General features: G+C 66.2%; 20 protein-coding genes. 15 read left to right on the top strand and 5 right to left on the bottom strand.

Annotated elements, in window-relative coordinates:
• The 15 genes from murA to tatC all read left to right on the top strand — a co-directional run bounded on the left by murA (position 1) and on the right by tatC (position 10,891).
• Positions 1 to 1,263 carry a UDP-N-acetylglucosamine 1-carboxyvinyltransferase gene (murA, locus tag AC56LR_RS07725; protein ID WP_497129237.1) on the top strand — a complete coding sequence of 421 codons (1,263 nt, stop codon included), beginning with the start codon at positions 1 to 3 and terminating at the stop codon, positions 1,261 to 1,263.
• 5 nt (positions 1,264 to 1,268) lie between these two features.
• A complete protein-coding gene (gene hisG / locus AC56LR_RS07720) occupies positions 1,269 to 1,943 on the top strand; it encodes an ATP phosphoribosyltransferase (RefSeq protein ID WP_497129235.1) in 675 nt (224 codons plus the stop codon).
• 3 nt (positions 1,944 to 1,946) lie between these two features.
• Entirely contained in the window at positions 1,947 to 3,266 is a 1,320-nt protein-coding gene (hisD, locus tag AC56LR_RS07715; protein WP_497129233.1) for a histidinol dehydrogenase, read from the top strand.
• Positions 3,263 to 4,093: a DNA-methyltransferase gene (locus tag AC56LR_RS07710; protein WP_497129232.1), complete on the top strand. Its 831-nt coding sequence runs from the start codon at positions 3,263 to 3,265 to the stop codon at positions 4,091 to 4,093. Before hisD ends, AC56LR_RS07710 begins: the two co-directional genes overlap by 4 nt.
• On the top strand, positions 4,090 to 5,178 hold the full coding sequence (hisC, locus tag AC56LR_RS07705; RefSeq protein ID WP_497129229.1) for a histidinol-phosphate transaminase: 1,089 nt from the start codon (positions 4,090 to 4,092) through the stop codon (positions 5,176 to 5,178). The genes AC56LR_RS07710 and hisC overlap by 4 nt, the downstream gene beginning before the upstream one ends.
• Positions 5,179 to 5,221: 43 nt before the next feature.
• Positions 5,222 to 5,812: an imidazoleglycerol-phosphate dehydratase HisB gene (hisB, locus tag AC56LR_RS07700; RefSeq protein ID WP_489874867.1), complete on the top strand. Its 591-nt coding sequence runs from the start codon at positions 5,222 to 5,224 to the stop codon at positions 5,810 to 5,812.
• Between the two features lie 19 nt (positions 5,813 to 5,831).
• Complete coding sequence (hisH, locus tag AC56LR_RS07695) at positions 5,832 to 6,473, top strand: imidazole glycerol phosphate synthase subunit HisH (protein ID WP_497129227.1); 642 nt, start codon at positions 5,832 to 5,834, stop codon at positions 6,471 to 6,473.
• A gap of 28 nt (positions 6,474 to 6,501) precedes the next feature.
• Positions 6,502 to 7,278 (top strand): 1-(5-phosphoribosyl)-5-[(5-phosphoribosylamino)methylideneamino]imidazole-4-carboxamide isomerase, encoded by a 777-nt coding sequence (hisA, locus tag AC56LR_RS07690; protein ID WP_497129224.1) that lies wholly within the window; start codon positions 6,502 to 6,504, stop codon positions 7,276 to 7,278.
• 5 nt (positions 7,279 to 7,283) lie between these two features.
• The gene (gene hisF / locus AC56LR_RS07685; protein ID WP_497129222.1) at positions 7,284 to 8,045 is read left to right on the top strand and encodes an imidazole glycerol phosphate synthase subunit HisF; all 762 of its coding nucleotides are present in this window, start codon (positions 7,284 to 7,286) and stop codon (positions 8,043 to 8,045) included.
• The gene (gene hisI, locus AC56LR_RS07680) at positions 8,042 to 8,443 is read left to right on the top strand and encodes a phosphoribosyl-AMP cyclohydrolase (RefSeq protein WP_497129221.1); all 402 of its coding nucleotides are present in this window, start codon (positions 8,042 to 8,044) and stop codon (positions 8,441 to 8,443) included. Before hisF ends, hisI begins: the two co-directional genes overlap by 4 nt.
• Entirely contained in the window at positions 8,440 to 8,781 is a 342-nt protein-coding gene (locus AC56LR_RS07675; RefSeq protein ID WP_497129219.1) for a phosphoribosyl-ATP diphosphatase, read from the top strand. Before hisI ends, AC56LR_RS07675 begins: the two co-directional genes overlap by 4 nt.
• 104 nt (positions 8,782 to 8,885) lie before the next feature.
• Positions 8,886 to 9,260 (top strand): histidine triad nucleotide-binding protein, encoded by a 375-nt coding sequence (locus AC56LR_RS07670; RefSeq protein WP_497129217.1) that lies wholly within the window; start codon positions 8,886 to 8,888, stop codon positions 9,258 to 9,260.
• A gap of 116 nt (positions 9,261 to 9,376) precedes the next feature.
• Positions 9,377 to 9,625 (top strand): Sec-independent protein translocase subunit TatA, encoded by a 249-nt coding sequence (gene tatA, locus AC56LR_RS07665; RefSeq protein WP_489874874.1) that lies wholly within the window; start codon positions 9,377 to 9,379, stop codon positions 9,623 to 9,625.
• Positions 9,626 to 9,634: 9 nt separating this feature from the next.
• A complete protein-coding gene (gene tatB / locus AC56LR_RS07660) occupies positions 9,635 to 10,138 on the top strand; it encodes a Sec-independent protein translocase protein TatB (protein WP_497129215.1) in 504 nt (167 codons plus the stop codon).
• Complete coding sequence (gene tatC / locus AC56LR_RS07655; RefSeq protein WP_497129213.1) at positions 10,139 to 10,891, top strand: twin-arginine translocase subunit TatC; 753 nt, start codon at positions 10,139 to 10,141, stop codon at positions 10,889 to 10,891.
• Positions 10,892 to 11,109: 218 nt separating this feature from the next.
• On the opposite strand, the gene AC56LR_RS07650 is transcribed toward tatC, so the two are convergent.
• From AC56LR_RS07650 to AC56LR_RS07630, 5 genes are all read right to left on the bottom strand, one after another.
• The gene (locus AC56LR_RS07650) at positions 11,110 to 12,846 is read right to left on the bottom strand and encodes an extracellular catalytic domain type 1 short-chain-length polyhydroxyalkanoate depolymerase (RefSeq protein ID WP_497129211.1); all 1,737 of its coding nucleotides are present in this window, start codon (positions 12,844 to 12,846) and stop codon (positions 11,110 to 11,112) included.
• Between the two features lie 304 nt (positions 12,847 to 13,150).
• The gene (locus tag AC56LR_RS07645; protein ID WP_497129209.1) at positions 13,151 to 15,058 is read right to left on the bottom strand and encodes a DUF885 domain-containing protein; all 1,908 of its coding nucleotides are present in this window, start codon (positions 15,056 to 15,058) and stop codon (positions 13,151 to 13,153) included.
• A gap of 136 nt (positions 15,059 to 15,194) precedes the next feature.
• Positions 15,195 to 15,677 (bottom strand): hypothetical protein, encoded by a 483-nt coding sequence (locus AC56LR_RS07640; RefSeq protein WP_497129207.1) that lies wholly within the window; start codon positions 15,675 to 15,677, stop codon positions 15,195 to 15,197.
• Between the two features lie 164 nt (positions 15,678 to 15,841).
• The gene (locus AC56LR_RS07635) at positions 15,842 to 19,945 is read right to left on the bottom strand and encodes an SNF2-related protein (protein WP_497129205.1); all 4,104 of its coding nucleotides are present in this window, start codon (positions 19,943 to 19,945) and stop codon (positions 15,842 to 15,844) included.
• Positions 19,942 to 21,852 carry a S9 family peptidase gene (locus AC56LR_RS07630; RefSeq protein WP_497129204.1) on the bottom strand — a complete coding sequence of 637 codons (1,911 nt, stop codon included), beginning with the start codon at positions 21,850 to 21,852 and terminating at the stop codon, positions 19,942 to 19,944. The genes AC56LR_RS07635 and AC56LR_RS07630 overlap by 4 nt, the downstream gene beginning before the upstream one ends.
• Positions 21,853 to 21,891 lie beyond the last annotated feature (39 nt).

Genomic DNA, 21,891 nt, shown 5'->3' with positions numbered 1-21,891 from the left:
ATGGACAAATTGCGGATCAATGGCGGCAAGCGCCTCAATGGTGATATTTCGGTCTCGGGCGCCAAGAACGCGGCCCTGCCCATCCTGTGCGCGGGCCTGCTCACCGCAGGCGACCTCGAACTGTCGAACGTGCCGCGCCTGCACGACGTGCGCACCATCCTGAAACTGCTCGAGCAGACCGGCCTGAAGGTCACGCAGGACGACGAGCGCGTCACGCTCAACGGCGCCAACATCACCTCGCTGGAAGCGCCGTACGAACTGGTGAAGACCATGCGCGCCTCGATCCTGGTGCTCGGTCCCCTGCTGGCGCGCTTTGGCGAAGCCAAGGTTTCGCTGCCGGGCGGCTGCGCCATCGGTTCGCGTCCGGTCGACCAGCACATCAAGGGCCTGCGCCAGATGGGCGCCGAGATCACGATCGAGGGCGGCTATATCCATGCCAGGACGAATGGCAAGCTGAAAGGCGCGCGCATCCACACCGACATGATCACCGTCACCGGCACCGAGAACCTGCTGATGGCGGCGACCCTTGCCGAGGGCGAGACCGTGCTGGAGAACGCCGCGCGCGAGCCGGAAGTGACCGACCTGGCCAACCTGCTGGTGGCCATGGGCGCGAAGATCGAAGGCATCGGCACCGACCGCCTGGTAATCCAGGGCGTCGACGCCCTGCATGGCGCGCAGCACGCGGTGATCTCGGACCGCATCGAAGCGGCGACTTTCCTGTGCGCGGTGGCGGCCACCGGCGGCGACATCCTGCTGCGCAACACCCGCACCGACACCTTCGACGTGGCGCTCGACAAGCTGCGCGAGATCGGCCTGCAGCTGACCGTCGCCGGCGACACCATCCGCGCGCGCATGGATGCGCGCCCGAACCCGGTGTCCTTCCGCACCACCGAATATCCGGGCTTTCCGACCGACATGCAGGCCCAGTTCATGGCCGTGAACACCATCGCCGCCGGCTCGAGCAAGGTCACCGAGACCATTTTTGAAAACCGCTTCATGCACGTGCAGGAGATGAACCGTCTCGGCGCGCAAATCTCCACCGACGGCAACACCGCCAACATCGTGGGTGTCGACCGCCTGGTGGGCGCGCCCGTGATGGCGACCGACCTGCGCGCTTCGGCGTCGCTGGTGATTGCCGGCATGGCCGCCGAAGGCACGACCCTGATCGACCGCATCTATCACCTCGACCGCGGCTACGATCGCATGGAAGTGAAGCTGTCGGCGGTGGGCGCGGACATCGTGCGCATCAAGGAAGCCAAGTAAAACGCATGACATTCACGAGCAAAAGTGGAGAGCCGGGCCTGATCCTGGCGCTGTCGAAGGGCCGCATTTTCGAAGACACCCTGCCGCTGCTGGCGGCGGCCGGCATCACCGTCCTTGAAAATCCGGAAACCTCGCGCAAGCTGATCCTGCCGACCAACGACCCCGGCGTGCGCGTGCTGATCGTGCGCGCCAGCGACGTGCCGACCTATGTCCAGCATGGCGCGGCCGACTTCGGTGTGGCCGGCAAGGACGTGCTGCTCGAGCATGGCGGCGAAGGCCTGTATCAGCCGATCGACCTGCGCATCGCCTGCTGCCGCATGTCGGTGGCCGTCAATGCCGGCTTCGACTACGAGACCGCGGTGCGCCAGGGCGCGCGCCTGCGCGTGGCGACCAAGTTCGTCAACACCGCGCGCGAGCACTTCGCCAGCAAGGGCGTGCACGTCGACCTGATCAAGCTGTATGGCTCGATGGAGCTGGCCCCGCTGGTCGGCCTGTCCGACGCCATCGTCGACGTGGTCTCGACCGGCGGCACCCTGCGCGCCAACAACCTGGTCGAAGTCGAAAAGATCATGGACATCTCGTCGCGCCTGGTGGTCAACCAGGCCGCATTGAAACTCAAGCGCGAGCGCCTGCAACCGATCCTGGACGCGTTCCAGCGCGCCTCACAACAACAAGGCTGACCCATGGCAGTACAGATCCGCAAGCTCGATTCCTCCGCGCCCGATTTTCACAAGACCTTGCACGCGCTGCTGGCTTTCGAAGCCGAGACCGACGACGCGATCGAGGCCAGCGTCGCGAAGATCCTTGCGGACGTCAAAAAGCGCGGCGATGCAGCCGTACTCGAATACACGAACACATTCGACCGCATCCCGAACGGCGGCGCCGCCTCGATGGCCGCCTTCGACATTGGCCAGGCCGAGCTCGATGCGGCCCTGGCTGCGCTGCCGGAAACCCAGCGCACCGCGCTGCAGGTTGCGGCGGAACGCATCCGCGTCTTCCACGAACGCCAGAAGCAGGAACTGAACGGCTTCAGCTTCACCGAGCCGGATGGCACCGTGCTGGGCCAGCGCGTCACGCCGCTGGACCGGGTCGGCATCTACGTCCCGGGCGGCAAGGCCGCCTATCCATCCTCGGTGCTGATGAACGCCGTTCCGGCCAAGGTGGCGGGGGTGCAGGAAATCGTCATGGTGGTGCCGACCCCGGACGGCGTGAAGAACCAGATGGTGCTGGCCGCCGCCGCCATTGCCGGCGTCACACGCGTGATCACCATCGGCGGCGCACAGGCCGTCGGCGCGCTGGCCTACGGCACCGAGACCATTCCCGCGGTGGACAAGATCGTCGGGCCGGGCAATGCCTATGTGGCCGCCGCCAAGCGCCGCGTGTTCGGCACGGTTGGCATCGACATGATCGCCGGCCCGTCCGAAATCCTGGTGCTGTGCGACGGCACGACCGACCCGGACTGGGTGGCGATGGATCTGTTCTCGCAGGCCGAGCACGACGAGCTGGCGCAGGCCATCCTGCTGTGTCCCGATGCGGATTACATCGCCCAGGTGGAAGCGAGCATCCACAAGCTGCTGCCGACCATGCCGCGTCACGAGACCATCACGACGTCCCTGAGCGATCGCGGCGCGCTGGTGAAGGTGCGCGACATGGAGGAGGCCTGCGAGATCGCCAACGCCATCGCCGCCGAGCACCTGGAAATCTCGGCCGAAGACCCGTTACAGTGGGCCGACCGGATCCGCCACGCGGGCGCCATGTTCCTGGGCCGCTTCTCGTCCGAATCGCTGGGCGACTATTGCTGCGGCCCGAACCACGTGCTGCCGACCTCGCGCACGGCGCGCTTCTCGTCGCCGCTGGGCGTGTACGACTTCCAGAAGCGCTCGTCGATCATCCAGGTCAGCGAAGCGGGCGCCCAGACGCTCGGCAAGGTCGCGGCTGTACTCGCCTATGGCGAGGGCTTGCAGGCGCACGCCCGCAGCGCAGAGTTGAGATTGAAATCATGAGCGGCTGGGTCGACCAGGTATTCTGCGAGGATGCGCTTGCCGGCATGGCGCGCATCCCCGATGGGTCCATCGACCTGATCCTGACCGACCCGCCCTACAATCTGGGCAAGGACTACGGCAACGCCTCCGACCAGCAAAGCGTCGAGGCTTATCTTGCCTGGACCGAGCAGTGGATCGACGCTGCTTTGCCGAAGCTGAAACCCAACGGCAGCCTGTACATCTTTCTTACCTGGCGCTTCGCGCCGGAGATCTTCGTCATGCTGAAAAAGCGCATGACCATGATGAACGAGATCATCTGGGACCGCCGCGTGCCCTCGATGGGCGGCAGCGTGCGCAGTTTTTCGTCGGTCCACGACACCATCGGCTTCTTCGTGAACCGCAAGGACTATTACTTCGACCTGGATGCGGTGCGCATTCCGTATGACGCCGAGACCAAGAAGGCGCGCTCGCGCTCGATCTTCATCGGCGCCAAATGGCTGGAGGTCGGCTACAACCCGAAGGACGTGTGGAGCGTCTCGCGCCTGCACCGCGAGCACCCGGAGCGCGCCGACCACCCGACCCAGAAACCGGTCGAGATCATCGAACGCATGGTGAAGGCTTCCTGCCCGGCCGGGGGCGTGGTGCTGGATCCCTTCATGGGCAGCGGCACCACCGCGATCGCCGCGCGCCAGGCCGGGCGCCATTTCACCGGCTTCGAACTGAACCCGGCCTATTGCGACATCATCCGGGAGCGCCTGGCCGCGCCCGAAGTGCCGGTCGCGGGCAAGGCTGCCAAAAAACGCAGGAGCGCCGCCAAGCGAGCGCTCGCCGACGAGGAAACCGCATGAGCTCCATTGACAAGCTGATCGAGAACACCATCCGCGAAGACGTGCGCGCCACCGGCGGCTACCAGGTGCCGGATGCGAACGGCTACATCAAGCTCGACGCGATGGAAAACCCCTACCAGCTGCCCGTGGAGCTGCGCGCGGAACTCGGCCAGCGCCTGGCCGACGCCGCGCTGAACCGCTATCCGGTGGCCTCGTATGCGACCCTCAAGGCGAAGATCTGCGCCAGCCTGGGCGTGCCGGCCGGTTACGACGTCTTGCTCGGCAACGGTTCGGACGAGCTGATCTCGATCATGGCCATGGCCGTCGCGCGGCAGGACAAACGCGCCGTCATCATGGCGCCGACCCCGGCCTTCGTGATGTTCTCGCGCTCGGCCCAGTTCGCCGGCGCCGATTTCGTCGGCGTGCCCGTGAAGGCCGACTTCTCGCTCGATTTGCCGGCCATGCTGGCCGCCATCGAACGCTACCGGCCGTCGCTGGTCTTCCTGGCCTACCCGAACAACCCGACCGGCAACCTGTTCGATGCCGGCGACATGGCGGCCATCGTCAAGGCCCTGGGCGAGACCGGTATCGCCGTGGTCGACGAGGCTTACCAGCCTTTCGCGCGCACGAGTTTCATGGGGCGCCTGCCGGAGTTCCCGAACCTGGTCGTGATGCGCACCCTGTCCAAGCTGGGCCTGGCGGGCATCCGCCTCGGCTACCTCTCTGGCGACCCCAAGCTGCTGGAGCAGTTCGAGAAGGTGCGTCCACCCTATAACGTGAACGTGCTGACCCAGGTTGCGGCCGAGTTCGCACTCGACCATCTCGACGTGCTCGACGCGCAAGCCGGCCTGCTCAATGACGAGCGCACCCGCTTGAGCGCCGAACTGGCGGCGCTGCCGGGAGTCGAAGTATTCCCGTCTGCCGCGAATTTCATCTCGCTGCGCGTACCCGACGCGGACAAGACCTGTTCAGAACTGCGCGCGGCGAAGGTGCTGATCAAAAATTTGAGTAGAATGGACAAGCTGTTGGCCAACTGCATCCGCGTCACGGTCAGCACGCCTGAAGAAAACACCGCATTCTTGAACGCCCTGAAAGCGTCCCTATAAAAGCGGCTGCCTGCGCACAGGCAGCCTGGAAGAGCACCCAGCAATGACCCGCACCGCCGACATCACACGCAATACCAACGAGACGCAGGTCCGCGTCTCGATCAATCTCGACGGCACCGGCCGCCAGAAGCTCAATACGGGCGTCCCTTTTCTGGACCACATGCTCGACCAGATCGCCCGCCACGGCATGTTCGACCTCGAAGTCGAAGCCGTCGGCGACCTGCACATCGACGCCCACCATACGGTGGAAGACACCGGCATCACGCTGGGCATGGCGGTGGCCAAGGCCGTGGGCGACAAGAAGGGCATGACGCGTTACGGCCATTCCTACGTGCCGCTGGACGAAGCGCTGTCGCGCGTGGTCATCGATTTCTCGGGCCGTCCGGGCCTGGAAATGCACATTCCCTGGACGCGCGCCATGATCGGCACCTTCGACGTCGACCTTACCGGCGAATTCTTCCGCGGCTTCGTGAACCACGCCGGCGTAACCCTGCACATCGACAACCTGCGCGGCGTCAATGCGCACCACCAGTGCGAAACCGTGTTCAAGGCCTTTGGCCGCGCGCTGCGCATGGCCACCACGCTCGACGAGCGCGCAGCCGGCATCATCCCTTCGACCAAAGGCAGCCTGTAATCGGCTCTACTTCGCGACCATGACGAACAAGATCGTAGTAGTCGACGGCCTCGGTAACCTGCGCTCGGTCGCGCAGGCGCTGCGCGCGGCCGCGCCGGAAGCGGACATCCTGGTCTCCAACAACCCGGCCGACATCGACGCTGCCGACCGCATCGTGTTGCCGGGCCAGGGCGCGATGCGCGACTGCATGCGCAGCCTGCGCGAATCCGGCGCCGAGGAAGCCCTGCTGCGCGCGGTAAAAACGCGCCCGGTGATGGGCGTGTGCGTGGGCGAGCAGATGCTGTTCGACACGAGCGAAGAAAACGAAGGCACGCCGGGCCTGGGCCTGCTGCCCGGCAAGGTGGTGCGCTTCCAGCTGGACGGCAAGCTGCAGGCGGACGGCTCGCGCTTCAAGGTGCCGCAGATGGGCTGGAACCGCGTGCGCCAGACCCGCGCCCACCCGCTGTGGGACGGCGTCGAGGACGGCAGCTATTTCTATTTCGTGCACAGCTATTACGCCGCGCCGGAGATTGCTACCGACACCATCGGCGAAGCCGACTACGGCGGCATGTACGCCTGCGCCGTGGCGCGCGACAACCTGGTCGCCACCCAGTTCCACCCTGAAAAGAGCGCAGCCGCCGGCCTGCGCCTGTACCGCAATTTCATCCGCTGGAATCCGTAATCCAACCTCCAACCAACCGACAACGACCATGCTGCTGATCCCCGCCATCGACCTGAAAGACGGTCACTGCGTTCGCCTGAAACAGGGCGACATGGAACTCGCCACCGTGTTCTCCGAAGATCCCGCCGACATGGCGCTGCATTGGCTCAAGCAGGGCGCCCGCCGCCTGCACCTGGTCGACCTGAACGGCGCCTTCGCGGGCAAGCCGAAGAACGAAGGCGCGGTCAAGGCGATCCTGCGAGTGGTCCAGGAATACGCCGAAGAGCACGGAATCGACGAGATCCCGGTCCAGCTGGGCGGCGGCATCCGCGACCTCGACACCATCGAGCGCTACCTGGACGACGGCATCAGCTACATCATCGTCGGCACCGCCGCGGTGAAGAATCCGGGCTTCCTGCACGACGCCTGCGGCGCCTTCCCGGGCCAGATCATCGTCGGCCTGGATGCGCGCGACGGCAAGGTCGCCACCGACGGCTGGAGCAAGATGTCGGGCCACGAGGTCATCGACCTGGCCAAGAAATTCGAAGGCTATGGCGTGGAATCGATCGTCTACACCGACATCGGCCGCGACGGCATGATGGGCGGCGTGAACATCGAAGCCACCGTCAAGCTGGCCCAGGCCGTGCGCATCCCCATCATCGCCTCGGGCGGCGTGCACGTCCTGGCCGACGTCGAGGCCCTGTGCGCGGTGCAGGACGAAGGCATCGAAGGGGTCATCTGCGGCCGTTCGATCTACGAAGGTACGCTCGACCTGGCATCGGCCCAGGAACGCGCCGACGTACTGACCGAGGGCGCCCAGGCCTAAGCTTTATGCTCGCAAAACGCATCATCCCCTGCCTCGACGTTACCGGCGGCCGCGTGGTCAAGGGCGTCAACTTCACCGAGCTGCGCGATGCCGGCGACCCGGTCGAGATCGCACGCCGCTATGACGGGCAAGGAGCGGACGAACTGACCTTCCTCGACATCACCGCCTCGAGCGACGGCCGCGACCTGATCCTGCCGATCATCGAAGCCGTGGCCTCGACCGTGTTCATCCCGCTCACCGTCGGTGGCGGCGTGCGCAAGGTCGAAGACGTGCGGCGCCTGCTCAATGCCGGCGCCGACAAGGTGTCGATGAACACCTCGGCCGTCACCAACCCGCAGCTAGTGTTCGAAGCCTCGCAAAAGCACGGCTCGCAGTGCATCGTGGTGGCGATCGACGCCAAGCAGGTCGCCCCCGGCAAGTGGGAAGTATTTACCCACGGCGGGCGCAATGCGACCGGGCTCGATGCGGTCGAATGGGCGCGCAAGATGGAAAGCCTGGGCGCGGGCGAACTGCTGCTGACCTCGATGGACCGCGACGGCACCAAGGTCGGTTTCGACCTGGGCCTGACCCGCGCCGTGTCGGACGCGGTGGGCATTTCCGTGATCGCCTCGGGTGGCGTCGGTTCGCTGAAAGACCTGGCCGACGGCATATTGGTAGGCCACGCCGATGCGGTGCTGGCCGCCAGCATCTTCCACTACGGGCAGCACACGGTCGGCGAAGCCAAGCGCTATATGGCTGAACGCGGCATCCCGATGCGGCTGGAGTGAGCATGGCACACAAATGGCTCAACAAGGTCCGCTGGGACGAGAACGGCCTGGTGCCGGTGATCGCGCAAGAAGCGGCGACCGGCGACATCCTGATGTTCGCCTGGATGAACCGCGACGCGCTGGCCAAAACGGTGGAGCTGGGCGAAGCCGTCTACTGGAGCCGCTCGCGCAAAAAGCTGTGGCACAAGGGCGAAGAGTCCGGCCACACCCAGCGGGTAGTAGAAATGCGCCTGGACTGCGACGAAGACGTGGTGCTGCTCAAGATCGAGCAGGCGGGTGGTATTGCCTGCCACACCGGGCGCCACTCCTGCTTCTTCCAGAAATTCGACGGCGACGACTGGCAGGCGGTCGACCCCGTGCTGCAAGACCCCGACACCATCTACCCAAAGAAACCATGAGCGACATTCTGGCCCGCGTGGCGGCCGTGATCGAATCGCGCAAGCCGGACAACGGCGGCGACCCTGCAACTTCCTACGTAGCCAAGCTGTTTTCAAAGGGCGACGACGCGATCCTGAAAAAGATCGGCGAGGAAGCCACCGAGACCGTGATGGCCGCCAAGGACGCGCGCGTCTCGGGCGACGCCGCCAAGGTGCTGTACGAGACCGCCGACCTGTGGTTCCACAGCATGGTGTTGCTGGCGCAGTTCGGGTTGAGCCCGCAGCAGGTGATCGACGAGCTGGGGCGCCGCGAAGGTGTGTCCGGCATCGATGAGAAAGCCGCCCGCGGCGACCAGTAGCAATAGTAAGCACCAACTCACTTGTCATCATCGCATCCGGTGTCATAATCGGGTTGTGCGGTCATGCAGGTGTCATGGCGCGCCGTCACAGATCTGGAGACAAGATGGACAACTGCATTTTCTGCAAGATCATCGCCAAGCAAATTCCGGCCAATATCGTCTACGAAGACGAGGACGTGCTGGCGTTCAAGGACATCAACCCGGCGGCTCCGGTGCACCTGCTGGTGATCCCGAAGCAGCACGTGGCCACGCTGTCGGATTGCACCGGCGAGCATGCGACGGTGCTGGGCAAGATGCTGGCGCTGGCGCCGAAACTTGCAGAAGAGCATGGTGTCGCGGTCAAGACGGATGGCAATGGCGGACGCAGCGGCGGCTTCAAGACCCTGATCAATACCGGACCGGACGGCGGGCAGGAGGTCTATCACCTGCACCTGCACGTGTACGGCGGCAAGCGCCCATGGCGCGGCCTGGGCACTTGAAAGGCTGACTGGGTTGCGACTGAGTTTTTAATGGGGGCAAGCAGTGCCCGCATGGCGTATACTGAAATATACGCTTTCCCGATTTACAGGCGCATGCGCCTCGCTAGGAGATAAACATGGGTTCAATGAGTATTTGGCACTGGGTCATTGTGCTGGTCGTCGTGATGCTGATTTTCGGCACCAAGAAGATCGGCAATATCGGTGGCGATCTGGGCAAGGCCGTCAAGGGCTTCAAGGATGGCGTGAAGGGCGAGGAAGACAAGGCGAATGCCGAGGCCACCACCACCACGACCACCACCACGACGCAACAGGTCGCCGACAAGTCGACCATCGATGTCGAAGCCCGCGAAAAAACCCGTCATTAATCGCCGGGCATGATTGATCTCGGACTGTCGAAAATCGCGATCATCGGCGTTGTCGCCCTGATCGTGATCGGCCCTGAAAAGCTGCCGAAAGTGGCGCGCATGGCCGGCACGCTGTATGGCCGTGCCCAGCGCTACCTGCACGACGTGAAATCCGAAGTCAGCCGCGAGATCGAGCTCGACGAGCTGCGCAACCTGCACAAGGAAGTGCACGAGAGCGCGCAGTCGTTCAAGGACGATCTCGCGCACTCCGTGTCCAGCCAGGTCGACGAGGTCGAGGCGCTGTGGGACGGGCGCGAGGCGATGTCGGCGCATGCCGGCTCGTCGTCTTTCCTGAGTACGACGGACATCGAGCGCAAGGCGCGCGACTTCCGCCGCAAGAAACTGGTGCGCACATCAAGCGTGCCGGCCTGGTACAAGCACCGCAACGGCGGCAAGACCCATGTGCTGTCGGGCGCTGCGCGCGTGCGCAAGTTCCGCCCTGGCACCAGCAAATCCAAGAGTTCGTTTTTCTAAATGACCGAAGAAGCCGCAGGCGAAGAAACCTTCATCTCCCACCTCGTCGAACTGCGTGACCGCCTGGTCAAGGCGTCGATCGGGATCGCGATCGCCTGCGCGGCGCTGTTCTTCTGGCCCGGCCCCTCGCAAGTCTACGACCTGCTGGCCGCGCCCATGGTCGCCTCGCTGCCGCCCGGCTCGACGATGATCGCCACCGGCGTGATCTCGCCCTTCCTGGTGCCGATGAAGGTGACGCTGCTGCTCGCCTTTATCATTGCGCTGCCCTGGGTGTTCTACCAGTTGTGGGCCTTCGTGGCGCCCGGCCTGTACGCGCACGAAAAGCGCCTGGTGCTGCCGCTGGTGATCTCGTCCTCGCTGCTGTTCATCGGGGGCGTGGCCTTCTGCTATTTCTTCGTGTTCGGCCGCGTGTTCCAGTTCATCGGCGAGTTCGCGCCGAAATCCATCGCCGTGACGCCCGACATCGAGAACTACCTCGACTTCGTGATGTCGATGTGCCTGGCCTTCGGGGCCACCTTCGAGGTGCCGGTGGTGGTGGTGATCCTGGTGCGCATGGGGATCGTCAGCATCGGGAAGCTCAAGGAAATCCGCTCCTACGTGATCGTCGGCGCCTTCGTGATCGCGGCCATCGTGACGCCGCCGGACGTGGTCAGCCAGCTGGCGCTAGCCATCCCGATGTGCCTGCTCTACGAACTGGGCATCCTGGTGGCGCCGATGTTCGCCCGCATCACCCGCGCCCCGCAGGACGCCTGAACGCCGGGTCCGCGGGCGGGCCGCCTCAATTGGTCTTCAATACGCCGCCGTTCCCCAGCCCGCCCTCGACCGACTGCGCCTTGTAGGCGCGCACGGCCCGCACCATCTGGTGGTACGAGTCCATGAAGGACGCCGCCAGCACCTTGCCCTGCGGGTGTGCGAGCAGACTTGGGTCCCGGCCTGCGCCGGGACGACGGGGCAGGTGGCCGAGACCCGCCTTACGGGCAATTCCCGATCACGTAATACCCGCTCGAGGTCTGCGCCAGCGTCGAGGTGTAGAACGTATTGTTCAGCCCCATGTTCTGGTTCGACCCATTGGCCAGCGCATAGCCGCCGCTGTTGTGCGCGCGTCCGGCCGTCACGTGCGCGTAGTTGCTGGCGGTGGTGGCCGTGCACGTAAAGCCAGACGTGGTCGACCCGGTCACGCTGGACGACTTCGCGCTTTCCACGCCGCCGTTCCCGGTCGCCGTCACTTCGTAGCTGTAGCTGGTGCTGGCCGCCAGGCCGCCGTCGGTGTAGCCGGTCGCCGTCAAGGCCGTGCCATTGACCTTGGCCCCGTTGCGGTAGACGTTGTAGCCGGTCGCGCCATTGGCTGCATTCCAGGACAGCGCGATGCTGCTGGCGGTACTGGCGCCGACTGCCAGGCCGGCTGGCGGCAACAGGGCAGGTGCGCTGCCGACCAGGAACTGGGCGATGGTGCAGGCGCTGGAGGTCAGCCCGGTCGCGGTATTGGTGGCCGTGACGGTGCCCGAATAATAGCCGTCGGCGCGCGCCGCATAGGCCTTGCTGAAGCTGGCGCCGCTGCCGGCCGCGCTGTCGTTCACCGGGGTCGGGCCAGTGAGCACCACGCGGTAGCTGCCGATCGCGCCGGCGGCGTCGGTGGCGGCGCCGTTCACCGTCACGGTGGATCCCGACACGCTGGCGCTGCAGGAGCTCATGCTTGGTGGCGCCGCCTGCGACACGCGCAGGTTGTTCTTGAACCAGAAGTCCATCACGAAGGCCGGGTAGTTGACCTTGGTGGCGTCGACGTAATTGCTGTTCTGCCCACCGGTGCCCGCCGGCCAGGCGTGGGCCATGCCGGTCACCACGATTTCCGAGGTGCGCAGCTTGCCGTTCGCATCCGTGTAGGGCACGTTGCTGCCGCCGGTCGGCACCGTGGCGGTGGCGCCCTTGGTATAGGTGCCGCCATACACCTGGCGCATCGCGGCCGCATTCAGCGGGCCGTAGGCCTGGCCGACCACGTAGTCGTTGGTGCCCCAGATCACGCTCGCGACCTGGCTGGTGAACTGGCTGGCGCTGGCGCCCGCCCAAGAGGTACAGGCACTGGCCACGCTGCTGGAGGTCGTGCCGGCGGGGACCGAGGCGATCTGCGAGCTCGACACGGTTGGCGACGGGCCGGCATTGATGCCGATGCCGGCGAAGATGTCGGGCGCCACGCAGCCCATCACCATGGTCTTGGAACCCCCGGAGGACAGGCCGGTGACATACACCTGCTTGGGGTCGATCACATACTGCGGGTTGCTCACGAAGCGGTTGATCAGGTCGAGCAGCACCGCATTGTGCCCGTAGCTGCGGCTGCGGTTGGTGGCGGCCCAGTCCCAGCAGTGGGCGCCATACAGGTTGCCGGTGGCGTTCGGGGCCAGGATCACGGCGCCGTACTGGTCGGCCGCCGCCTTCCAGTTGTAGCCGGCGTCGCCCGTGCCGGCGATGACGTCGTTGGCCGCGGTCTGGGCGCAGCCGTGCAGCACCAGCACCAGGGCGCGCTTGCCGGCCAGCGTCGGCGTGGTGGCGGGCCAGTAGTAATAGCCGGTGAGGGCGCCGCCATTGGTGGTGTCGGTGGCCCAGGTCTGGTTCGCGCTCCATGTGCCCGGTCCGGCCTGGAGTTGCGCGGATGCCGGCAGGCTGAGGGCCATGCAGGCGGCGGCGAGTGCCGCCTGTTTGAAGAGGAATGCCATGGAAGTCTCCGTTCTGTTGTTTTCTGCAGTACAGGACCGGAAACAACAGGCGCAATGCGACCTCGCCCCTTCGTGACCGGCAATTCGGTGAAACAAGCGGGAAAGACTGGCGGGCCGGGTCAGCTAAGACGGCGGCAGGGGAAGGGAAGTCATGGGATGGGTCTCCGGCTTATGGTCGTTGCCCCGCTTCTACGCGAGGTTCGCACCCATTCTATCCCCGGGGAACTTGCGCACAAGCGAGCGAGTTAGCACGCCGCTTGTGCGCTTTTGCACAGCAGGCTTGCTGTGCAATATCAACACATTGTCACTGCATCAGTTCCGAAATCATCTTGACCGGCGCATTGCCGTAGCCGAGGAACTGGTCATGGAATTCCTTCAGGTTGAAGCGCTCGCCCAGTTGCTGCTTGCGGCGCTCGCGCAGGGCCATGATCTGCTCGTAGCCGCTGTAGTAGCTGGTCAGCTGCACCGAGGTGAGCGACACGCGGCGCCACTTCTCGTCGGCTTCCTGGCGGGTCTGGAAGGCCTGGCGCACCAAGAGGTCGATCGCCTCGGGCTGCTGCATGCCCAGCACGTGCACGCTGTAGTCGAGGATGGTGTTGGTCACGCTGCGCAGGTTCCACTTCGAGTACATCAGCCACATCTCGGGAGCGTTGTCGCCGTAGCCGTTCTCCAGCATCATGCGCTCGCCGTACACGGCCCAGCCTTCGACCATGGCGCCGTTACCGAACAGCGACTTCACCAGCGAGGGGGAACGGTTGGCGTAGACCAGCTGCGCGTAGTGGCCGGGAATCGCCTCGTGGATGTTCAGGATTTGCAGGATCCACTCGTTGTACTCGCGCAGGCTGCTCTCGGCCTGCTGCGGCGTGAGGCTGTCGAGCGGGGTGACGTTGTAATAGGTCTTGTCCTTCGGGCGGTACGGGCCCGGCGCATCGATGCTGGCGCCGGCCACGCCGCGCTGGTACATCGGCGTCTCGCGCACTTCCAGCGGCTTGTCGGCATCGAGCGTGAGCAGGTTACGGTCCGTGACGAACTTGTGCAGCAGCGGGATCTGGCGGCGGATCTCGGGCAGGAAGTTCTCGCGCGCGACGTGGCGGCTGGAGAGCTTGTCGATCATCATGCCGATCTTCTGGAAGCGGTCGCGCGGCTTGGCCACGCCGGCCATGTAGCGCGGCCACAGCTCGTCCGAGATCGTGTCCATGCGGGTGAGCAGCTCTTCGCGCGTGGCCAGGGCCTTGCGGAAGGTCTGCTCGGCGCTGCTGGAAGACTGGATCTCGAGCGCGAACTTCTGCTCGTACAGGTCTTTCCCGGCGCGGAAGGCGCGCGGCTTGATGCTCCCCGTCGTCATGGCCTTGTCCTGGGCGATCAAAAAGTCCACATAGCCCAGCAGCGCGGTGCCGGCGCTTGCCACGCGCTGCGCGAAGATCGCCTTTTCCTGCGCATTCAGGATCGACTCCTGGGCCGCCTTGCCCAGGTCGGCCAGCACCGCGAGGGTGCCCGGCGCCTGCGAGATGGCGAGCTGGGTATGCTCGCGGGTCGGGTTGACGATCGAGGCTTGCGCGGCCTGGTAGTAGGCCGGCACGTTGGTCAGGCGTTTCAGGATGGTGCGCAGGCGCTGCGGCTTGGCCGCGTAGTCGGTATTGAGGACCAGGTCGAGCGGCTGGGCAATGTTGTGCATCGACGGGTTCCACTCGTATTCGCGCCAGGTGGTCAGGTGCCAGCGGTCTTTCTCCAGCTTGTTGACCAGCAGGGCCAGGTCGGTGCGCTGGCGCGGCGACAGCTGGCGCACGTCCAGCTTGCCGAACTTGCCCAGCCATTCGTTGGCAAAGGCGAGCTTCCTGGCGCGGGTCGCGGCGTCGGGAATGGTCAGGTTGGCGGCCTGCTCGAACTTGCCGACATAGATGCCGCCTTCCGGATCGATGCGCCACAGCGCGGTCAGGTATTGCATGCTCATGCTGTCGAAGCGGCGGTCGAGGCGCTTTTCGTTCGCGGCCGGCGCGGCCGCTGGCGCGGCGGCGGCGACCGGTGCGGCAACGGCGGCAACTGCAGCGGCTTTCTTGACCGGAGCTTTTGGTTTGCGCTTGTCGGCCGCCTTCGATTTGACCACCTTGGTGGCTTTCGCCTTGCCCTTGGCGGGCTTGCTGGTCTTGGCGCTGGCGGGCGCCAGGGCGAAACTCGCCAGCAGCACTGCCAGCGCGATCTTTGTTTTCATCATTCTGTTCGAACCTTGCAAAATAAAAGGTCAGGCGCCCCGGCGCGGCAAGCGCACCGGGAACGCTCGAGGCGCAAGAAGATTAGCACCATTCAGGCCGCTTGCGGACGGCTGAAACATTCCGACACGTGGCGGGGATTTATTCCATGGCGCCGCTACGGATCATGTCCTGGTGGACGGCGTTGACCGTCTCCACGGCCTGGCGCCCGCGCGCGATGTTGTGCAGGACGATCTCGCTGTCCCTGGTGAAGCGGTGGCCGATGCGCACCGTGTACGAACGGGTGGCCCAGCTCACGAAGCCGTTGGCATAGGTGGCGTCGTCCATGTCGCGCCACTTCACGCCGCTGACGCCCTTCTTCCAGGGCAGGACGCCCGAGTGCACCCAGACGCCGACGTCGTCGTAATACAGCTGCACGCTGCGCACCAGCAGGAAGCGGTAGGCCACCAGCGCGCTTGAAGCGGCCATCACGCCGGCCGCCGCGATCTCGTTCCACAGGAAGGCCAGCGGCAGCGCGCCGGCAAACAGCAGCACGGCCAGCGCGATCACGCCCGCATACGCCATCCAGGATTTGACGCCGATGACACGGGCTTGCGCCGTCGTTGCCGCTTTGTCCAGTTCCATGTGGGTAACTCTTCGGTAAAAAGCGGCATGATCACATGGAATGCGTGGCCGCGCCAGTAGGGTGGGCGGGTCTCCCGCCCGCGCGGTGATCGCTGACGGCTTCGCTGTCGTGCCGGGTGATCTCGCTGCTGACTATCACCGCGCGGGCGGCGAAGCCGCCCACCCTACGAACCCAAGCCCTGCTTGAGCATCGCCAGCATCTCCCCCGGCGACAGGCGCGCCGCCATGTCGGTGCCTTCCAGCAGGCTGTCGGCCAGGCCGCGCTTGCGGTGGTGCAGGTCGACGATGCCTTCCTCGATGGTGCCGCGCGCCACCAGCCGGTAGATCGTCACCGGGCGCTGCTGGCCCATGCGGTGGGCGCGGTCCGAGGCCTGGTCTTCCACCGCCGGGTTCCACCACGGGTCCATGTGGATCACGTAGTCGGCCGCGGTCAGGTTGATGCCGACGCCGCCCGCCTTCAGGCTGATGAGGAAGAGCTCCCCTTCGCCGGCCTGGAAGGCATCGACGCGGCGCTTGCGCTCCTGCATCGAGGTGGCGCCGTCGAGATACTGGTAGGGGATGTTCTTCCCGTCCAGGTATTTGCGGATCAGGCTCAGGTGATCCACGAACTGGCTGAACACCAGCGCCTTGTGCCTGTTCTCGAGCAGGCCGTCGACCAGGCGCGCGAAGGCCACCAGCTTGCTGCTCACGATGCCGGCGCCGGGCGCCACCAGCTCCGGATTGCAGCAGGCGCGGCGCAGCCGCATCATCTCGGCCAGGATCTCGATCGATTTCTGGTTGTCGGGCGCCTCCAGCGAGGCCAGCTTGTCGAGCGCCTGGCGCCGCAGCGATTCATACAGCGCGCTTTCGTCTTGCGTGAGTTCGACCGGCAGCACGATCTCGGTGCGCGGCGGCAGCTCGCTCAGGACTTGCGCCTTGGTGCGGCGCAGGATGAAGGGTTGCGTCAGCCGGCGCAGGCGCATGCGCGCGCCGGCTTCGGCGCGCTTGTCCTGGGCCTTTTCGATCGGCCCGGCAAAGCGCAGCTGGAACTGGTCGGCGCTGCCCAGCAGGCCCGGGTTGATGAACCTGAACAGGTTCCACAATTCGCCCAGGTGGTTTTCCAGCGGCGTGCCGGTAGCCGCCATGCGGAAGTCGCCCTGCAGGGCCATCACGGCCTGCGAGCGCTTGGTGTGCATGTTCTTGATGGCCTGCGCTTCGTCCAGCACGATGCTGTGCCAGCTGCGCTTGGCGAACAAGGCCGCTTCCAGCTGCAGCAGGCCATAGCTCACCACCACCACGTCGAAGGGGCCGGCCTCGTTGACTGTCGCGGCGCGGTCGCCCGGTCCGAACAGTTTCAAATTGAGCGTCGGCGCGAAGCGCTCGGCTTCGGAAATCCAGTTCAGGCAGACCGAGGTCGGCGCCACCACCAGCGCCGGGCCGGCCGGCGCGCGCATCAGGAGCAGGGCCAGCGCCTGCAGCGTCTTGCCCAGGCCCATGTCGTCGGCCAGGCAGGCGCCCACGCCCCAGTGGGCCAGGCGCGCGAGCCATTCGAAGCCTTCGCGCTGGTAGTCGCGCAGCTCGGCCTGCAGGGTCGAGGGCAGCGCGGGCGTGAAGGCTTCGCTGGCGGCCATGCGTTCCAGATGCTTGCGCCATGCTTCGTCGCCTGCCATGCCGCCCGCATCGCGGGCCAGCTCGGCCAGCGAGAAGCTCGCCAGCGGATGCACCCGCAGCTCGTCCCCATGCAGGGTGCCGTAATCGGCCAATTCCATCAGGCGGCGGTGCAGCTCGTCGCTCAGGGCCAGGTATTCGTTGTCGCCCAGCGCCACGAAGCGGCTTTTCTCGTCGCGGATGCGGGCCAGCAGTGCGCCCAGGTCCATCACGCGGTTCTCGTCGATGACCACCTCGCCGCTGGCCGCGAACCAGTCCTTGTCGCGCCGGACCTGGACCCGCACCGATTTCGCATTCGCGCGTTTCGCCACGCGGAATTTCTCGCCCTCCGGCCAGGCCACCACCACTTTCGACGGATCGAGTTCGCGCAGCTCTTCCACGAATTCCAGGCATTGCAGGGGCTGGCCAAGCAGCCATTCGCCGTGGTCCAGTTCTCCATGTTCGAGTGCGTGGCAGGCGCCCACCAGCTGACGCTCGGCGTCGCGCTCCGCGTTCAGGTCGCGTTTGGCCTCGGTGCGCACGCCGTCGACGTCGCCGATCACGTTTTCCCCGCCGGTGCCGGGCGCGTAATAGGCGCCGTTTCCAGGCAGCGGGCGCACCAGGATTTGCATGCGCATGCCTTGCTGGTAAGGGCGCAGATGCAGGTGCAGGCGCGGGTCGGCCACTACCTGCTCGATGTCGCCCGGGCTGGCGCCGATGTCCGACTGCACGGTGACGATCGCCGAGATCGCGCTGATCGCGCGCAGCACGCGGCGCTCGGCTTCCACCGGCACTTCCAATCCTTCGCCCACGATGGCGGCGATGCGGCGGTGCTCATCGAGGATGCGCACCAGGCGCAGGCGGGTCGGCGTCTCGCGGGTGACGATCACCTCGCCGTCCTGGTCACCTGGCGTGGGGTGCAAGGTAATCGAGACCTTGCCGCCGCGCGACTTCACCAGCAACTCCGGCTCGCCCGGCAGCAGCTCCACCCGTGTGCCCGGCGACTCCATCCAGAACAGCAGCGGATGCCCGACCAGGGCCGCCAGGGCCTTGTCCAGCTCGAACTCGAAGCGGATGCCGGTGCTGCCGTAATAGCGCCGGCCGCCGATCGAGGCCACCGCCGCCACGTCCTGCGCGGTGAGGAAGTCGAGCGCCGAGGCTTCTTCGGCCAGGCGCTTGAGGCCCACGGCGCGTCCGCGGCTCCAGCCGCCCTGGGCGTCGCGCTTTTGCTCGCGCGGTTCCAGCTCCTGCACGCCCATCTGTTCGTCGTAGCGGATCATCCACACCAGGCGCGATTCGCGCACGACTTCCGCGTTCAGCGCCGGCTGCAGGTTGATCAGGGCATTGAGCTGGCGCTCCCAGGCTTCCTCGCGCTCGAACCAGTGGAGCAGGTCGGTGAAGCGGTGCTGTTTACGTAATTCGCTTGCATACGCCTCCTGGCCGACGAAGCCGAGCTGGCCGAGCAGCGCCGCCAGCTGCGCCGACAGCAAATCGAAACCGGCGCGCTCGGACTGTTCCAGCATGTCCTCGATGTCCTTGCGCTTGCCCGCTAATTGCGGCAGGCCGAGCCAGTGGTGCATCAGCGCGCGGAAGGTAAACGGTTCGAGCGCCATTTCCCAGTTGCGCGAAGCCAGCACGTCGGCGTCGACCGTGCCGCGCCGGATTTCCTGCAGCATGCTGAGCTGGAAGACCACGGCCGTATCAAGCCGCTGCACCGCGCGGGTGGCGATATCGAGCCAGGCATCGGCCAGTTTCAGGTGGGCCGGTTGGTTGCTGCGCAGGAGGGCGGCCAGGTACAGGTGGGCGCCGATGCCTTCGAAAATCGCCTTGCGCTTGCCGGTCTCGCGGCGCAGCGCCTTGAGCGCGGCCTCGATGCCGGGCAGGGCGATGTCCGCATCGTCGCGCAGCAGCGCGATTACGTTGCGCAAGAACAGGCCGGCCGCGTCGTCGACGTCAATCAGCAGCGCGCCGGCGTCATCCAGGCGCCCGCACAGGATCAAATGCTCGCCCAGCGCCAGGCGCAGCGCCACCGATGGGTCGACCTGCGCTTCGGCGGCGGCGCGGATGGCTGGGGCCATCGCCGGCTCGCGCTGGGTGTGCTGCACCAGGGTAGCCAGCACGCCGTCCACCAGCGACGGGTGGATGTAGTCCAGGATGGCCGCATCGAAGGGCCGCGCGCATACCTCGACCAGCGGGTGCAGGTAGGACGCTTCGTGGCAGCGCAGGCAGGCGGCCAGCAGCGGCGTGACGACGGCCGGGCTCTCGCGCGTGAGCAGGGCGATGCGCAGCAGCGCCAGGCCCTGGCGGTAACTGCGCAGGATCGGCGTGCCCTGCCAGTCGCGCCGCAGCGGGGTCACGTGTTCATAGGCGGCTTTCACGGTGCGGAACAGGCCGCTGCTCAATGCCTTGGCCAGCGCGGGCCAGACGGCGTCGGGTGCGATCGTGAAGCCGCGTCCCACCACGTCGGTTACCAGTCCGGCCGCGCGCAGCCGCTCCAGCTCGGCCGCCCATTGCGCGGGCGGCAGGGCCAGGCCGACAGCCATCAGGTGTTCGAGGATGCGCTGGCGGCCCATCGGCTCGCCGGCCAGCGCCAGCAAGGTCAGGATTGCCTGCTCGCCGAAGTCAAGTTCGTCCAGGATCATGCGGGCGGCAGGTTCTCGATATCCACCGCGGGCAGGCCGGCAGGAACTGGGAGCTTGAAGACGCGCAGGTAGAACACCAGCTCCGCTTCCAGCGTACGCACGACGCTCTCCGCCTTGCGGAAACCGTGGCCTTCGCCCTCGAGGGTGATATAGGCCACCGGCAGCTTGCGCGCACGCAGGGCCTCGACCATCGTCTCGGACTGCTGCGGCGGCACCACCATGTCGTCCAGGCCCTGGAAGAAGATCATCGGGCGGTCGAGTTTATCGGTATGGTGGATCGGCGAGCGTTCGCGGTAGACGCTGTCGGCCCGCTCGGGCGGGGCGATCAGGTACTGGTTGTAGTGCGATTCGAACTTGTGCGAGTCGGCGTCGAGCCCGGCCAGGTCGGACACGCCGTAATAGCAGGCGCCGGCCTTGAACACGTCGTGGAAGGCGAGGGCGCACAAGGTGGTCAGGCCGCCGGCGCTGCTGCCGCGCACCAGCAGGCGCTCGGGATCGACCAGGCCCTGCTCCGCGAGATAGCGCGCGCCGGCCACGCAGTCTTCGACGTCGACCACGCCCCACTGGCCCTTGAGAAGGTCGCGGTAGGCGCGGCCGAAGCCCGTGCTGCCGCCGTAGTTCACGTCGAGTACGGCGAAGCCGCGGCTGGTCCAGAATTGCGTCGCCAGTTTCAGGGTGCTGGCCGCCATGCCGGTCGGGCCGCCGTGGCCGATGACGATCAAGGGCGGCAGCTCGCCCGCCAGGGGCGCGGAATCGGCATTCGCGGGCGGGTAGTGGAAGGCGTAGGCGGTGCGTCCGTTCGCGCTCGGGTAGCTGATGCTGCGCGGGCTCGAGAGGTAGCCTTCAGGCGGCAGCGATTCGATCGATCGCGCCAGCACCTCGTGCTTGCCCGTATCGAGGTCGATGCGCGCCAGTTCCAGGGCGACCGTCGGCGCGCCGCCCAGCAGGGCGACAGTCTCGCTGTTGACGCGCAGCTCGCGGATTTCCTGGTAGGGCGTGGCGATGTCGGTGAGCTCGCCGCCGCGCAGGCGCGCCAGCTTGCCGACCCCGCCCTCGACATAGGTGCAGACGATGTCGTCCTCCGCGCGGAAACCGTACAGCGAACCGCCGAAGGTCCACTGCGGGCCGCCGAATTCCGCTTCGCGCGGGCACAGCGCATGGACGACGCCATGGTCGTAGCGGTACAGGTTCCACCAGCCGCTGCGGTCGGACACGAAGTGGAGCAGGCCGCCGGGCGACCATTCGGGCTGGCAGATCGATTCCTGCGGCCCGCCCGCGATCAGCCGGCCATTGGCCAGGCTGCCGTCCTCGAGGATATCGGCCAGCCACAGCTCGGTGCCTTCCCATGGCATGCGCGGGTGGTCCCAGCACAGCCAGGCCAGATGTCGGCCATCTGGCGAGATGCGCGGCGCGGCATAGAAATCGTTGCCGTCCACGAGCACGGTTTCAAGGCCGTCGAAGCCGATGGCGGCGATCGTGTTCTCGGGGTAGTGGCCGCCCGCGGAATGGTCTTCGCGCACCGTGACCAGCCGCCCGCGTCCCGCGTCGACCACGAAGTCGGCATAACGGTGGGCGTTTTCAAACGTGAGCGCGACCGGCGCGCCGCCCGGCTGCACGCGGTACAGGCGGCCATCCGCATGATTCGAGAACCAGGCCACGCCATCGGCGACCGTGTATGCGCCGCCGCCGTATTCATGCACCTTGCTGCGCACGTTGAAGGGCGCAGGCGTCAACTCACCAGTGCTGCCCACCAGCGTCGAGCGTCCCGCCTCGCTGGCCCTGCCTTCCAGCCAGCTCAAACTGGCGCCGTCGAGCGTCAAGGAAGCCAGCGGAGTGGCGCCGGCCGCAACGACGGCGGCGCTGATCGGGGAGGTCCACGTGCCGCAAAGTGCTTGCTGTTTGGTCATGGCGGGTTCTCTCAATGAGGTGGAATGGCATTATAAGGT

Source organism: Telluria sp. ZT3P39 (genome assembly GCF_059685935.1).
This window is presented reverse-complemented; position numbering and strand designations above follow the sequence as displayed.

Coding starts and splice junctions, on each gene's coding strand:
- murA (WP_497129237.1), top strand. CDS start 1: ATGGACAAATTGCGGATCAATGGCGGCAAGCGCCTCAATGGTGATATT.
- hisG (WP_497129235.1), top strand. CDS start 1,269: ATGACATTCACGAGCAAAAGTGGAGAGCCGGGCCTGATCCTGGCGCTG.
- hisD (WP_497129233.1), top strand. CDS start 1,947: ATGGCAGTACAGATCCGCAAGCTCGATTCCTCCGCGCCCGATTTTCAC.
- AC56LR_RS07710 (WP_497129232.1), top strand. CDS start 3,263: ATGAGCGGCTGGGTCGACCAGGTATTCTGCGAGGATGCGCTTGCCGGC.
- hisC (WP_497129229.1), top strand. CDS start 4,090: ATGAGCTCCATTGACAAGCTGATCGAGAACACCATCCGCGAAGACGTG.
- hisB (WP_489874867.1), top strand. CDS start 5,222: ATGACCCGCACCGCCGACATCACACGCAATACCAACGAGACGCAGGTC.
- hisH (WP_497129227.1), top strand. CDS start 5,832: ATGACGAACAAGATCGTAGTAGTCGACGGCCTCGGTAACCTGCGCTCG.
- hisA (WP_497129224.1), top strand. CDS start 6,502: ATGCTGCTGATCCCCGCCATCGACCTGAAAGACGGTCACTGCGTTCGC.
- hisF (WP_497129222.1), top strand. CDS start 7,284: ATGCTCGCAAAACGCATCATCCCCTGCCTCGACGTTACCGGCGGCCGC.
- AC56LR_RS07675 (WP_497129219.1), top strand. CDS start 8,440: ATGAGCGACATTCTGGCCCGCGTGGCGGCCGTGATCGAATCGCGCAAG.
- AC56LR_RS07670 (WP_497129217.1), top strand. CDS start 8,886: ATGGACAACTGCATTTTCTGCAAGATCATCGCCAAGCAAATTCCGGCC.
- tatA (WP_489874874.1), top strand. CDS start 9,377: ATGGGTTCAATGAGTATTTGGCACTGGGTCATTGTGCTGGTCGTCGTG.
- tatB (WP_497129215.1), top strand. CDS start 9,635: ATGATTGATCTCGGACTGTCGAAAATCGCGATCATCGGCGTTGTCGCC.
- tatC (WP_497129213.1), top strand. CDS start 10,139: ATGACCGAAGAAGCCGCAGGCGAAGAAACCTTCATCTCCCACCTCGTC.
- AC56LR_RS07650 (WP_497129211.1), bottom strand. CDS start 12,846: ATGGCATTCCTCTTCAAACAGGCGGCACTCGCCGCCGCCTGCATGGCC.
- AC56LR_RS07645 (WP_497129209.1), bottom strand. CDS start 15,058: ATGATGAAAACAAAGATCGCGCTGGCAGTGCTGCTGGCGAGTTTCGCC.
- AC56LR_RS07640 (WP_497129207.1), bottom strand. CDS start 15,677: ATGGAACTGGACAAAGCGGCAACGACGGCGCAAGCCCGTGTCATCGGC.
- AC56LR_RS07635 (WP_497129205.1), bottom strand. CDS start 19,945: ATGATCCTGGACGAACTTGACTTCGGCGAGCAGGCAATCCTGACCTTG.
- AC56LR_RS07630 (WP_497129204.1), bottom strand. CDS start 21,852: ATGACCAAACAGCAAGCACTTTGCGGCACGTGGACCTCCCCGATCAGC.